Below are 12,573 nucleotides of genomic sequence, written 5' to 3' on the forward strand. Positions count from 1 at the left end.
GGCGGGAAGGGCCCGTTCGCGGAGCGAACGGTTCCGCAGTGCCTATTGTCCCGACGGCGTGCGCAGGCCGTGCCAGGCGTCGCGCACCTGATGGTAGTGCACCTCGGGCAGATAATCCGGCGTCTTCAGGTTCAGCGTCTTGACGTCGAGGCGCCCGGTCGCGCTGAGCAGCGTGTAGGAGGCGATCACGCGGTCGCGCTGCGCACCGATCAGCCGTGCTCGCGCGGTGATCAGATCCTGCTGCGCGTTGAGCACGTCGACCGTGGTGCGCTGGCCGCCCGCGGCTTCTTTCTGCACGCCAGCCAGCGCAACCTCCGCGGCCTTCATCTCGGACTCGGAAGCCGACACCGCGATCTTGGCGCCCTCATTGGCGACCCACGCGCTGACCACGGCGGTCTTGGCCTGATTGCGGACCTGATCCAGCACCAGCCGGCTCTGCGCCGCGACTTCCTTGGTCTGCCGGGTCTGCGATGCGGCGGTGCCGCCGTCATAGATCGGCTGCGTCACCTGACCGATCACCGAGGCTTGATCGGTGCCGAAGCTGCCGAGCGTGGTGTCGGTGTCGCGGCTGCGGCTGACGCTGCCCTGCACGGAGACATTCGGCATCAGGCTGCTCTCGGCGACGCGGATCGAGGTCGAGGCAACGTCGACGTCAAAGCCTGCCGCGGTGACGGCGGGATGCTCGCGGAGCGAGAGCGCGATCGCATCCTCGCGGCTGCGCGGCAACAGCCGGTCGATGGTCTCGGCCGGGCGCAACTGGGATGGTGCGTTGCCGACCACCTGCGCATAGGTGGCCTGGCTGATCGCGTAATTGACCTCGGCGGCGTTGAGATCGGCAAGGCCGCGGTTGAGCCGCGCCTCGGCCTGGGCGGTATCGGTCGGCGTCACGTCGCCGGCATTAAGGCGCCGTTCGGTGATTGCCCGGGTCTCCTTCAGGAAGGCGACGTTGGCGCGCTGCGCCTCGACCAGGGTCTGGTTGGCCAGGACGTTGGTGTAGGCGGTGACCGCGTCGAGCAGCACACCCTGGCCGACATTGCGCAACGCCTCGCGGCCGGACTGCACCTGCAACTCGGCGACGCGGACGCTGTTGGCGGTCTTGAAGCCGTTGAACAGGGTCTGCGTCACCGTGACGCCGATCTGCCACGGCTTCAGCGTTGCGGTCTGGATCACATTGCCGGGCAGCTGGTCGCGCACCGCTTGCAGACCAACCGACAGGCCGGCGATGATCTGGGGACGGTAGCCGGCCAGCGCCTGCGGCACGTTCTCGTCGGTCGCACGCTGGCGCGCCCGTTCGGCGTTGAGTTGCGGATTGGTCTGATACGCCTTGACCAGGGCGTCCGGCAGGCTCTCGGCGCGTGCCGCGGTCTCCGTCAGCAGCGCACATGCCAGCGCGCCAAGGCCGATGCCCGACAAAAGCACGCGCCTCGCTACGTCGCCGACCCTCGCGGCACGCTCAACCATGTGATCCCGCAAACCAAAACTCCGGCAGTGCGCCCCCGCCGACGCCGCCGACACATCTACCTGTTTACGGGGCGGTGCCGCCACAGACAAACCGCCGCGCGACATCTGCACATCATTTCAGTTCTTGTCTGTTGCCGGTTCGTCACAGGCGCACGTATCGGTCATATGAAGTATAAGTTTGAACCGCCGGCCGTCGATTCAACGATGCCGGTTATCCACCGTCTCTTCCGGGTCCATTGCTGATGCCGATATTCTTCTCCGACCCCGAGGCGATCGCGGAGCACATCATTCGTGACGTCGGAACCGAACTGGTGGTCGGGCTGCCGCTCGGCCTCGGCAAGGCCAACCACATCGTCAACGCGCTGTATGCGCGAGCAGTGGCCGACCGCTCCATCAACCTGACGCTGTTCTCCGCGCTGACGCTGGAAAAGCCGAAGCCGAAGAGCCTGCTCGAACGGCGCTTCATCGGACCGGTGATCGATCGCCTGTTCGGCGGCTATCCAGATCTCGCCTACGCGGATGCGCTGCATCACGGCGCACTTCCGCCCAACATCAAGGTGATCGAGTTCTTCTTCCTCGCGGGGCAGTGGCTGCACCAGCCATTCGCGCAACAGCACTACATTTCCGCCAACTACACCCATGCGGCGTCATATTTGTTGTCGCGCGGACTGAATGTCGTGCCTCAGCTCGTTGCCAAGCGCATGGTCGACGGCGTGCCGCGCTACAGCCTGAGCTGCAACACCGACACCACGCTCGACGTGCTGAGCGCCCGTGCGCAGGGGCGGGCGTCGTTCAAGCTGATCGGCCAGGTCAATTCCGAGCTGCCCTTCATGCCCGGCGCCGGCGACCTGCCGGCGGATGAATTCGCCGCGGTGCTCGACAGTCCCGAGACCGATTTCCCGCTGTTCGCGCCGCCGTCCGAGCCGATCAGCGACACCAAATATGCGATCGGCTTGCACGCCGCCGGTCTGGTCCGCGACGGCGGCACGTTGCAGATCGGCATCGGGCAGGTCGGCGACGCGCTGGCGCAGGGGCTCGTGGTCCGCCATCGCGACAACGCCCAATTCCACGGCATCATGCAGCGCCTTGCGCCCGGTACCGGGCAACTCGCCGCGGCCGAGACCGGGTCGTTCGAAAAGGGTCTCTACGGCGTCAGCGAGATGCTGTTCGAGGCGTTCCTCGGGTTGATCGACGCCGGCATCCTCAAGCGCGAGGTCGGCGGCGTGATCCTGCACGGCGCATTCTTCCTGGGCCCGCCATCATTCTACCGGGCGCTGCGCGAGATGGCACCGGAGCAGCTGGCGCGAATCCAGATGATGCCGGTTTCCTTCACCAACGAGATCTTCGGCGACGAGGACGGCAAGCGTCGCGCCCGGGTCGATGCGCGCTTCGTCAACAATGCGATGATGGCGACGCTGCTCGGCGCTGCGATCTCGGACGGTCTCGAGAACGGCCAGGTCGTGAGCGGGGTCGGCGGTCAGTACAATTTTGTGGCGCAAGCATTCGCGCTCGAGGGCGCACGTTCTGTGCTGGCGCTGGAGGCGACCCGTCAGTCCGGCAAGCAAGCGCAGTCGAACATCCGCTGGTCCTATGGACATGAGACCATCCCGCGGCATCTGCGCGATGTCTTTGTCACGGAATATGGCGTTGCCGACGTCAGGGGGAAATCCGATGCCGACGTGATCGCCGCGATGCTGCAGGTCTCGGACTCCCGCTTCCAGGGCGAATTGATGCGGCGGGCAAAGGATGCCGGCAAGCTGCAACGCAGCTACGAGATTCCTGCGGCGCATCGCGAAAATTATCCCGAGCGCATCGGCGATGCGCTGAGGCCCGCGCGCGATGCCGGGCTGCTGCCGTCATTCCCGTTCGGCAGCGACTTCACCGATGTCGAGCAGCGGTTGATTCCGGCCTTGCAGATCTTGCAGCAGGCGCAGCACACGCCGCTGCAACTCGCCGGCCTGCTGTGGCAGGGCATGCGGCATCCGCCCGATGCCGCCGACCGCGAATGCCTGGCGCGGCTCGGTCTCGACAAGCCGACGCATTTCGCCCAGCGCGCCTATCGCGCGCTCGTCACCGCGGCCTTGCAACGGAGCCGAATGGCTAAAGCGCGATGAGATCATCGCGCCTTAGCCTGTTGTCTGAGCATGGTCTTGTCCGGAAAACCGCTTCGCACTTTTCCGGATCATGCTTTAGCGGTTCTTGTTGACCGGCTTGCGCTTCTCGATGAACGCCGCCATGCCCTCGGAGCGATCCTCGAGCGCGAAGGTCGAGTGGAACAGGTTGCGCTCGACATTCATGCCCTCCGCGAGCGGCGTCTCGAACGCGCGGTTGACGGCTTCCTTGGCCATCGCGGCGGCCGGACGCGACATCGAGGCGATCTTCTCGGCTGCCGCGAGCGCCTCCTCGAGCAGCTTGTCGGCCGACACGATCCGCGACACGAGGCCCGAGCGCTCGGCTTCCGCCGCATCCATCATCCGCCCGGTCAGGCAGAGGTCCATCGCCTTCGACTTACCGATCGCACGGGTCAGGCGCTGCGTGCCGCCGATGCCGGGAATGGTGCCGAGGGTGATTTCCGGCTGGCCGAACTTGGCGGTGTCGGCGGCGATGATGATGTCGCACATCATCGCGAGCTCGCAGCCGCCGCCGAGCGCATAACCCGCGACCGCGGCAATGGTCGGCTTGCGGCAACGGGCGACGCGGTCGCCGCCGATGGCGGTGAAATCGCTGTTGAACATGTCGATGAAGCCTTTCGGCTGCATCTCCTTGATGTCGGCGCCGGCCGCGAAGGCCTTCTCGCTGCCGGTGATCAGGATACAGCCGATCTTGTCGTCGGCCTCGAGATCGTCGACCGCCGCGGCGATCTCGCGGAACACGCCGAACGAGAGCGCATTCAGCATTTTCGGCCGGTTCAGCGTGATGACGCCGACTGGTCCCTTGCTTTCGACAATGATGAATTCGAACGTAGCCATGGACGCAAACCCCGTGCCTGATTTGCCGGGCAATGTGCCCGCTGACGGGATGCGCTTCAAGTGGCTGAAACGAGGCTTTGGGCTGCGGTGCGGCGCCCCCCGCGCCGCACCGCAGGTGCCTCCGCTAGGCCATGAACATGCGCGCGGCGGAGGCCACCGTGAGCAAAGCGCCGAACCCGATGAAGATCTTCCCGATCAGCGAGGTCTGGTCCCAGCTCGCGCTGTCGCTGCTCGCCAGAACCGGGGCCGGCTTGGGTGCAGCCACGGCAACCGTCGGCGGCGGCGCCGGCGATGCCTCCTGTTGAGCGGTCTGCGGCTGGGCCGGCTGCGGCTGTTCCGCCGGCTGCTCCTGCTGCAGGGCTCGGTCGACCTCGTTGAGCTGGTCGGATGCGACCACATTACCGTCGGACTGGTCTGCGGGCTTGTCGGCCGCGGCAATCAACACATTGGCTTTCACCGGCGTCGCCGCTGCATTGTCGTCGCCGGAGGTCAGCTCCGCATTGGCGTTGGCGACGGTGGCGGGAATGCCTGCCGAGGTGACCCTGCCGGCGTCGTTATTGGTGGCCTTCTTGCTGTCGGATTTGTCGGCGGTCTTGTCAGCGGTCCTGGAGGACCGGTGGCGTGCCGAGCGCCGGCCATGCCGCGAACTCTGCTCGGCAGACTTGTCGGTCGTTGCGCTGTCGGATTTCGATGCCGATGCGTCCGATCCGGCCGCATGCGCCGGCAACGGAGCCGCGAGACACACAAGAAGCCCTGTCAGTCCTGTCGCAACCATCAATGCCAAGCGCCCGCTGGCTTTGATCTTCATTTTGATGATCTCCCCATGTCGCCCGCCCAAGGGCGAAAAGAGACCCCGCTGCGTGTCCACACCGGGGCAGAAAAAGGGAATCTTCGGGCATCCGGGGGCAAAAGCTGGGCAATTTCTTCCCAGTGGCCCATCGACGGCAGCAGCACCGATGCTTGTCGGACCGATCGGTGTTATGAGCCGTGACGTCTGGAAACCCGCCGGAGCGATTCTTTGAGGCCGATCCTCGGCGCGGTCTTGCTGGAGGATAGAGATCACGAATTCGTGATCGTCTGGCATGCCGCGTAACGAACTGAAAGATCGGCCGAATTGCAATTCAGGAGCCTGCGTGCGCGAACGTGAGGATGAATGGACCGGCCTGATGCGGTCGGCCATTTCAGGCGATGATGCGGCGTACCATCGCCTGCTCAAGGCCATCACGCCGGTACTCCGTGCTGCGGCGCGCCGCGGCCTGGCGCGCGCGGGACAACCGGTCGATCAGTCCGAGGACATCGTGCAGGACATCTTGTTGGCGGTACATTTGAAGCGACAGACCTGGGACACCAGCGCGGCGTTCGCGCCGTGGCTGTTCGCGATCGCGCGCAACAAGCTGATCGACGCGCTGCGCCGCCGCGGCAAGCGGATCTTCGTCAACATCGATGATTTCGCCGAGACGCTGCCCGGGGAAACACCGGAACCGACGGCCTCACCGGGCGAGGTGAGCGCCCAGTTGCAGGCTTTGCCCGCGCGGCAGCGCGAGGTGCTGCAATCGATTGCGGTCGACAGCGCCTCGATCAAGGACACCGCGGCGAAATTCTCGATGACCGAGGGCGCGGTGCGAGTCGCGCTGCATCGCGGGCTTGCGAGCCTCACTGCGAAATTACGGGATCGATGAGCATGGACACCGATCAACTCATTCGAACCCTGGCCGCCGACAATGCCTATCGCGCGCGTCCGATCGGTCTTGCGCTGATGCTGGCGCTACTGGCGGCGGCGCCGGTCTCGCTCCTGATCTTCTTCGCCGAACTCGGCGTGCGGCCCGACGTGATGATCGCGATGCACAATCCGTTCTTCGACCTGAAATTCGCCGTGACGCTGGCGCTTGCCGCCTCGGCGATCGCGGTCAGCCTGCATCTGTCGCGCCCGGAGGCTTCGCTGCGCGGCTTCGGCTGGTGGCTGCTGATTCCCGCCGGCATCCTCGTCGCCGCCATCAGCGGCGAGATGATGATGCCGCAGCGGACGCCGATGATGACGCGGCTGATCGGCAAGAATTCGATGGCCTGCATGACCGCGATCCCCGCGATGTCGCTGCCGCTGCTGGTCGGCGCGCTGTACGGGCTGCGGCAGGGCGCGCCGGCGCGGCCGGCGGTCGCGGGTGCGATAGCCGGCCTGCTCTCGGCGGGGCTCGCGGCAACCGTCTACGCGTCGCACTGCACGGATGACTCGCCGCTGTTCGTCGCCACCTGGTACACGCTGGCGACCGCGATCGTTGCGAGCGTCGGCGCACTGATGGGAAACCGGGCGCTACGCTACTAGGCCGCTGGCGCGGACTGCTGCATGCGATGGAAGCGCAGCACCTGCTGCGCGGTCGACGGCCGCAGCCGCTCATAGGTGTCCTTGCAGGCCTGCAGATCGGTCGGCTCGCCGCCCGAGATGTCGTCGCGCAGGTTGATGATCGCCCGCACCGTCGACCATGACAGGCCCGAGACCTTGGCCAGGATCATGACACCCTCGGCGCGGGTTTCGATCATCATGTTCTCGGCGACGCTGACCGAGACGTTGGCGAGCGCGGCGAGCGAGGCATTGGTCTCGTCGAACTTGCCGGCCTCGGCGAAGGCTGCGAGCTGGAATTCGTCGAGCCGGCCATCCTGGTAGAGCGACTTGACCAAGGCATGCGCGATCGTGGTGTTCGGCGTCACGGCGGCCGGCGCCGAGCGCGCGCGCCGCGTCGCTTCCTTCACCGCGATCGGAATCTCCTTGGCCTGCTGCGGATTGGCAGCCTCAAGCCGCTGCCTGACCGCGTCCGAGGCCTTGGCGACCAGCTTGAGATAGAGATGCCGCGGGATGTTCGGGCGCAGGCCGACGCAGGTCGACAGGTTGTCGTCGCCCTCGGCGCGGCTGACCAGGCGGGTGAAGCCGCGCTCGGTGAATTCCGCGCCGGGATTGTTGACCGCGCTCTGGATCACCTCGTCATTGCCGCGCAGCACCAGCACGTCGGTGACGGCGCCGCTCAGCGTCTTGCGGTTCGAGATCGCGAGCAGATGCGCCTGGCTCTTGCTGCGCGCCGTTTCGATCAGGGTGTCGTCGTCGAGCCGCGGCGACAGCGTCAGCACGGGGCCCGCCACCTCGATCAGGTCGTCGAAGGCAAGGGTGCGGATGGTCTGCGGCGGTGCGGTATCGATCGGGGCGAGGCGGTCGGCGAGCAGCGCCTTGGCCGAGTTTTCGATGTGCTCGAGCAGGCATTGGAAAACATCGTCGAACAGCACGATTTGCTCGTTGGAATAGTTCACCGAGCCGTTGATGAAGAGGTCGGTCACGCGGCGCAGCGTCTCGACGCGGCGTGCGACGGTGCCGTGTGCGAGCGTCGTCTGCAGCTCATCGAGCAGACTTTCGGGAGCGGTCTCGGGCTTCAAACTCATGACTCTGTCCTGGAGCGGCGGCGACGGCTTCTCCGGCGCCGAAGAGGAAAAGGATTTCAGCCGCTGGCGATGCGGTTGCGTCCCCTGGCCTTGGCTGCGTAAAGCGCGCCATCGGCGCGGGCGAGCAACGTATCGGAGTTTTCGCGCGGCTTGAGCGTCGTGACGCCCGCGGAGATCGTCACCCGCATGCCGGGCGAGAATGCGCTCCAGTCGAGATTGGCGATGATCGCGCGCAGCCGCTCGAGCGCGCGCATCGCCTGATCCTGCGACAGGTCGGGCAGCACCAGCAAAAATTCCTCGCCGCCGTAACGGCCGAAGCGATCGACGCTGCGGAGGTTGGCGAACATGCCGATGGCGAAGGTGCGCAGCGCCTCGTCGCCGATCGGATGGCCGTAGACGTCGTTGATGCGCTTGAAATGGTCGAGGTCGATCAGCGCGACCGCGCAGGAGCTGCCGTTGCGCGCGCAGCGCGCGATCTCCTCTTCGAGCGTGCGCATGATGCTGCGGCGATTGGAGGCGCCGGTCAGTTCATCGAGCTCCGCGAGCTCCTCGATGCGCCGGTAGGCTTCCTTCAGCTTCAGCCTGCTCTGGTACAGCGATTGCTGCATCGAACTGGAGAAGATGCCGAGGCACATGCAGCGCCCGATCGTCAGCGCGAACACCAGCATGGTGGCGAGGCGATCGATCCGGGTCGCGGTCGGCATCCCGATCGCCTTGTCGGTGCCGAGGAACAGCGCGGCGAGGCCCAGCACCATGACGGTCCAGACGATCGCAGTCTGCCGCGCCGAGGTGCGCAGCGCGCCGAAGCCGAACACCACGAACAGGTTGCAGAGAAACAGCACGCCGACTTCCGGCGCGATGTAGGTGAACACCAGCAGGTTCACCATGTTGATCGCCGATTGCGGCGCGACCAGATAGTGGTCGCGGAAGCGCTCGTGAAAGCCGCGCTCGGAGAGCACCACATAGACGGCGACCAAAGACAGACCGGTCAGCGCGTAGGCGGCCGCCACCCAAGCCGACGTGGTGCCGCCATGCGCGTAGATCAGCAGCACGACGGCGTCGAGCACGAAGCAGGCCGCGATCATCGACTGGATCTGGCGGCGCTGCTTGGCCCGGCGCGCCAGGCGCTCGGCCGTCAGCCTGGGACGGCCGCTTTCCGATGCGCCCGCGATCGGACTGGGAAGTGACGACGCAGCGCTGCCCATGGTCTCGCCATTGGTGAAGTCCGGCGAAAATCTACGTGGGAAAGCCTTTAGGTTTGGTATCTTTTGGAACCGAATCTACCCCGGTGTAGCCCGGTCATCGCCCTTGTTTCGTAAGGGGAATCCGTTCGCAGAGGCGAGACGGGAGCGATGTGCGGCAAGCCTGCGCTGTGGCGGACTTCGTGACGGTGCTGGCGTGCCGATAAAGCCTTGGTATGGTCGCGCCGGATGGTGCCTGTCCGCGAGAGTTTCCACTATTATGATACCGTTTATCGAGTCTCGGCTGATTTTTTCTCATTGGAAGCGCCGACTGTGGCATAGATCACACATGCAGTGCGGACATTGCCGTAATGTGAAGAATCTTGGCTCTCGCGTCGAACCACGCACCGCCCCCTTCAGACCAACTTTGCGAGACGGGCATTGAGCGCGACACAGGCGGCTTCAGACGACGTTCTGATCGCTCGGATCGCTCAAGGCGACCGGCTTGCCATGCAGGTGCTGTACGGGCGGCACCATGTCAGGGTGTACCGCTTCGGGCTTCGGCTCGTGCGGGACGAACAGGTGGCGGAAGATCTCATCAGCGAGGTCTTCCTGGACGTGTGGCGTCAGGCGGGCAAGTTTGAGGGACGATCCGCCGTTTCGACCTGGCTTCTGGCGATTACCCGGTTCAAGGCGTTGTCTTCGCTGCGGCGAAGGAAGGACGCCGAGCTGGACGATGAGGCCGCGAACGCGATCGAGGACACGTCCGACGATCCGGAAACGGTGGTGCAGAAGAAGGACACCGGTGACACGCTGCGTAGGTGCCTGACGGGACTATCGGCGGAACATCGGGAAATTGTCGATCTTGTCTACTATCACGAGAAATCCGTGGAAGACGTCGCTGAGATCGTGGGGATTCCGGAGAATACCGTGAAGACGCGCCTGTTCTATGCGCGCAAGAAACTTGCCGAGTTGCTGAAGGCAGCCGGTGTCGAGCGAGGTTGGCCATGATGGCTGCGAGAACAAAGGTGCAAGAGCCTGACGATATCGAGATGCTGCTGCCCTGGCACGCGGCCGGCACGCTGAACGCGCGTGACACGCGCCGCGTCGAGGACGCGCTTGCGAGCGATCCGGAGCTCGCTCGGCAATATGCCGTCATTCGCGAGGAATATGCCGAGACCATCGGCCTCAACGAGAGCCTCGGTGCGCCCTCGGCGCGCGCGATGCAGAAGCTGTTCGCCGCGATCGATGCCGAGCCGGAGCACAAGCCGTCGATGGGCGCGCGCATGTCGGCCTCTGTCTCGGAGTTCTTTTCGAAATTGTCGCCGCGGACGCTGGCGTGGTCGTCCGGCCTCGGTGCGGTCGTGGTGTTGTTGCAGGCGGGTGTGATCGGCGCGGTGCTGATGCGCAGCCAGCCGGCCTTGTTCCAGACGGCGTCGCTCGATGTCGCCGAGCGCAGTGCGCCGGTCGCGCCCAGTGCGCCGATCACGCGCGACCTTGGCGCCAGCGTGGCGGCGACGCCGACCCGGCTACTGGTGCGCTTCACACCCGATGCCAGGGTCGCCGACATCACGTCGCTGCTCGACAATTACCAGGCCTCGATCCTCGACGGGAAGGGCGGGATGTTCCGGCTGCAGTTCCGCGCAATGGACAAGAGCAGCGTCGCTGCGCTGATTGCGCGTTTGCAGAAGGAGAAGATCGTCAGCCTCGCGGTCGAAACGCCGTAATCGGCGGCTGACGGTTCTGCGCCGAGTTGAGGTCACCATGGCCGCCAACGGCCGGACCAGATCGACGAACCACGCGATCGCCGCAGCCACAGCATTGTTGCTGGTCTGTGTTGCCGGCTCCGCCTCCGCCCAGAATTTCATGCGATCGCCGACCGGTGGCGGCGCGCCACAGGTCTCGCCCGGGTTGCGGGCCAATCCCGGCATCGGAAAGCTTGGTGGCAATCCCGCCGGCGGGTTCGGCGGCCCAGTTGGCCGCATGCCGCCGCTATCGGTGGACCGTGGCCCGGCCACGTCGTGGACCGACGATGGGCCGCGACCGCGCGTGCCGCCCCCTGTGCGCCCCGCGCCCCGTCTCTCCGCTAATTGCGATGACGGCGATCGAGGCCAATGTTCCGACCGGCCGGTCGCCGGCAACGGCGGCAAGGGCGCAACGCGGAAGGGCAGGGCCGGCGGTGGCGGCAGTTTGCGTGCACAGGATGCGTCGAGCGTGTGAACCGTGCCAAATGAGCTCGTGGCTGAAATCGACGGTGCATTGACGGAGGCGGAAGCAGATGCACTCGCACGCCGTCATGGGTTGAGGCGGATCGCCTCGCAGAATGTCGCGCTGCTGGGTGCGACGATCGGCCTGTTCCGCATCCTGGGCAATCGTTCGGCCGAAACGGCGAGCCGCGAGCTCGCAAGCGATGCCGGCGTCCGCTCCGTACAGCCCAACTACCGTTACGCGCTGCAGGACCAGAAGGCGTCGGGCGGCAGCGATCCGGCGCAATATGCCCAGACACAGCTGCATCTGCCCGCGGCTCACAAGCTGGCGCGCGGGATGAATGTCACCATTGCCGTGATCGACTCCGGCGTCGACGCCGCCCATCCGGAATTGGCGAACACGGTCGCCGATACGTTCGATGCGCTCGGCAGCAAGGATGCTCCAAACGCCCACGGCACCGCCATTGCCGGCGCGATTGCGGCGCGTGTCAGGCTCACGGGGAGCGCGCCGGAAGTGCGGATCCTGGCGATCCGCGCCTTCGGTGCGGTCGCGGGCGGCGCCGGGAGCACTTCCTATGTGATCCTCAGGAGCCTCGACTACGCGGTGGCGCATGGCGCGCAGATCGTGAACATGAGCTTCGCCGGACCGCAGGACGCACTTGTCGGACGCGCCGTGGCAGCCGCCGCGGCACGGGACGTCGTGCTGGTCGCCGCGGCCGGCAATGCCGGTCCGACATCGCCGCCGCTGTATCCGGCCGCCCATCCCGATGTGATCGCGGTGAGTGGCACCGATGCCGGCGACCGGCTGATGGCGGCCTCGAACCGCGGCAGCCATATCGCGCTGGCGGCCCCGGGCGCCGACCTCCTCGCGCCGGTGCCCGATGGCAAATACCAGCTGATGTCGGGCACCTCGTTTTCGGCCGCGTTCGTCAGCGGCATCGCGGCCTTGGTGCTGGAACGCAATCCGGCATTGAAGCCCGCCGAGGTGCGACGGGTCCTGGCCAGCACGGCGCGCGATCTCGGGACACCTGGACGTGACGATCTGTTCGGTGCGGGGGAAGCGGATGCGCTTGCCGCGGTGATGGCGGCCACCAGTGCTCCCGTTGCCTCTGCCGCGGACAAACCGTCGCAGCCTGCACAGCAGGCCGACGGCAATAACACTTCCGTGAGCCGCACGTCGAATGAACCCGCGCCGTCGATCGCATCGGAGGATTCCGCTGCAAATCGCCGTGCTGCGCAGTGATTTTCGACGCCGAACGCCGGCAACGGTGCGATGGAACCGCGGCGCGAGAAGGTTAAAAAAATCGCCGGCGATTTGAACGTCCGCCTTCC

The 12,573-nt window shown here is 65.9% G+C and carries 12 protein-coding genes; 7 read left to right on the forward strand and 5 right to left on the reverse strand.

From position 1 onward, the window contains the following. Window positions 1–42: 42 nt before the first annotated feature. Entirely contained in the window at window positions 43–1,461 is a 1,419-nt protein-coding gene (locus tag ACZBJS_RS05430) for a TolC family outer membrane protein (RefSeq protein ID WP_143271176.1), read from the reverse strand. Window positions 1,462–1,703: 242 nt separating this feature from the next. On the opposite strand from ACZBJS_RS05430, the gene ACZBJS_RS05435 reads away from it, so the two are divergent. Beyond that, window positions 1,704–3,575, forward strand: coding sequence for an acetyl-CoA hydrolase/transferase C-terminal domain-containing protein (locus tag ACZBJS_RS05435; RefSeq protein ID WP_253640288.1), 1,872 nt, complete (start codon window positions 1,704–1,706; stop codon window positions 3,573–3,575). Between the two features lie 75 nt (window positions 3,576–3,650). Here the strand turns inward: ACZBJS_RS05435 and ACZBJS_RS05440 are convergent, their stop codons facing one another. Together ACZBJS_RS05440 and ACZBJS_RS05445 are read right to left on the reverse strand one after the other, a co-directional pair. Next, window positions 3,651–4,430: an enoyl-CoA hydratase gene (locus tag ACZBJS_RS05440; protein WP_253640287.1), complete on the reverse strand. Its 780-nt coding sequence runs from the start codon at window positions 4,428–4,430 to the stop codon at window positions 3,651–3,653. Between the two features lie 124 nt (window positions 4,431–4,554). Beyond that, window positions 4,555–5,514, reverse strand: coding sequence for a hypothetical protein (locus ACZBJS_RS05445; RefSeq protein WP_225641783.1), 960 nt, complete (start codon window positions 5,512–5,514; stop codon window positions 4,555–4,557). Between the two features lie 49 nt (window positions 5,515–5,563). Between ACZBJS_RS05445 and ACZBJS_RS05450 the strand changes: the two genes are divergently transcribed. Continuing rightward, window positions 5,564–6,109: a sigma-70 family RNA polymerase sigma factor gene (locus ACZBJS_RS05450; protein WP_076833573.1), complete on the forward strand. Its 546-nt coding sequence runs from the start codon at window positions 5,564–5,566 to the stop codon at window positions 6,107–6,109. Window positions 6,110–6,111: 2 nt separating this feature from the next. Next, window positions 6,112–6,750 (forward strand): NrsF family protein, encoded by a 639-nt coding sequence (locus ACZBJS_RS05455; protein WP_076833110.1) that lies wholly within the window; start codon window positions 6,112–6,114, stop codon window positions 6,748–6,750. Here ACZBJS_RS05455 and ACZBJS_RS05460 read toward each other — a convergent pair. After that, window positions 6,747–7,853, reverse strand: a complete 1,107-nt coding sequence (locus ACZBJS_RS05460; RefSeq protein WP_076833113.1) for a DUF2336 domain-containing protein — start codon at window positions 7,851–7,853, stop codon at window positions 6,747–6,749. The two genes, ACZBJS_RS05455 and ACZBJS_RS05460, sit on opposite strands and share 4 nt — an antisense overlap. Window positions 7,854–7,909: 56 nt before the next feature. Then, on the reverse strand, window positions 7,910–9,058 hold the full coding sequence (locus ACZBJS_RS05465; RefSeq protein ID WP_463438482.1) for a GGDEF domain-containing protein: 1,149 nt from the start codon (window positions 9,056–9,058) through the stop codon (window positions 7,910–7,912). Window positions 9,059–9,475: 417 nt separating this feature from the next. On the opposite strand from ACZBJS_RS05465, the gene ACZBJS_RS05470 reads away from it, so the two are divergent. The 4 genes from ACZBJS_RS05470 to ACZBJS_RS05485 are packed head-to-tail and all read left to right on the forward strand — an operon-like array spanning window position 9,476 to window position 12,484. Further along, the gene (locus ACZBJS_RS05470) at window positions 9,476–10,045 is read left to right on the forward strand and encodes a sigma-70 family RNA polymerase sigma factor (protein WP_016843228.1); all 570 of its coding nucleotides are present in this window, start codon (window positions 9,476–9,478) and stop codon (window positions 10,043–10,045) included. Beyond that, window positions 10,042–10,761, forward strand: a complete 720-nt coding sequence (locus ACZBJS_RS05475; RefSeq protein ID WP_050387103.1) for a hypothetical protein — start codon at window positions 10,042–10,044, stop codon at window positions 10,759–10,761. The genes ACZBJS_RS05470 and ACZBJS_RS05475 overlap by 4 nt, the downstream gene beginning before the upstream one ends. A 37-nt stretch (window positions 10,762–10,798) precedes the next feature. Continuing rightward, the gene (locus ACZBJS_RS05480) at window positions 10,799–11,254 is read left to right on the forward strand and encodes a hypothetical protein (protein ID WP_463438483.1); all 456 of its coding nucleotides are present in this window, start codon (window positions 10,799–10,801) and stop codon (window positions 11,252–11,254) included. A gap of 18 nt (window positions 11,255–11,272) precedes the next feature. Further along, the gene (locus tag ACZBJS_RS05485; protein WP_463438484.1) at window positions 11,273–12,484 is read left to right on the forward strand and encodes a S8 family serine peptidase; all 1,212 of its coding nucleotides are present in this window, start codon (window positions 11,273–11,275) and stop codon (window positions 12,482–12,484) included. Window positions 12,485–12,573 lie beyond the last annotated feature (89 nt).

This window comes from Bradyrhizobium sp. KZN70725 (genome assembly GCF_055264925.1).

Bases quoted from the DNA above. Each gene is read 5' to 3' on its own strand.
- ACZBJS_RS05430 (WP_143271176.1), bottom strand. From the start codon at position 1,461: ATGGTTGAGCGTGCCGCGAGGGTCGGCGACGTAGCGAGGCGCGTGCTT.
- ACZBJS_RS05435 (WP_253640288.1), top strand. From the start codon at position 1,704: ATGCCGATATTCTTCTCCGACCCCGAGGCGATCGCGGAGCACATCATT.
- ACZBJS_RS05440 (WP_253640287.1), bottom strand. From the start codon at position 4,430: ATGGCTACGTTCGAATTCATCATTGTCGAAAGCAAGGGACCAGTCGGC.
- ACZBJS_RS05445 (WP_225641783.1), bottom strand. From the start codon at position 5,514: ATGCCAGACGATCACGAATTCGTGATCTCTATCCTCCAGCAAGACCGC.
- ACZBJS_RS05455 (WP_076833110.1), top strand. From the start codon at position 6,112: ATGGACACCGATCAACTCATTCGAACCCTGGCCGCCGACAATGCCTAT.
- ACZBJS_RS05460 (WP_076833113.1), bottom strand. From the start codon at position 7,853: ATGAGTTTGAAGCCCGAGACCGCTCCCGAAAGTCTGCTCGATGAGCTG.
- ACZBJS_RS05465 (WP_463438482.1), bottom strand. From the start codon at position 9,058: ATGGGCAGCGCTGCGTCGTCACTTCCCAGTCCGATCGCGGGCGCATCG.
- ACZBJS_RS05475 (WP_050387103.1), top strand. From the start codon at position 10,042: ATGATGGCTGCGAGAACAAAGGTGCAAGAGCCTGACGATATCGAGATG.
- ACZBJS_RS05480 (WP_463438483.1), top strand. From the start codon at position 10,799: ATGGCCGCCAACGGCCGGACCAGATCGACGAACCACGCGATCGCCGCA.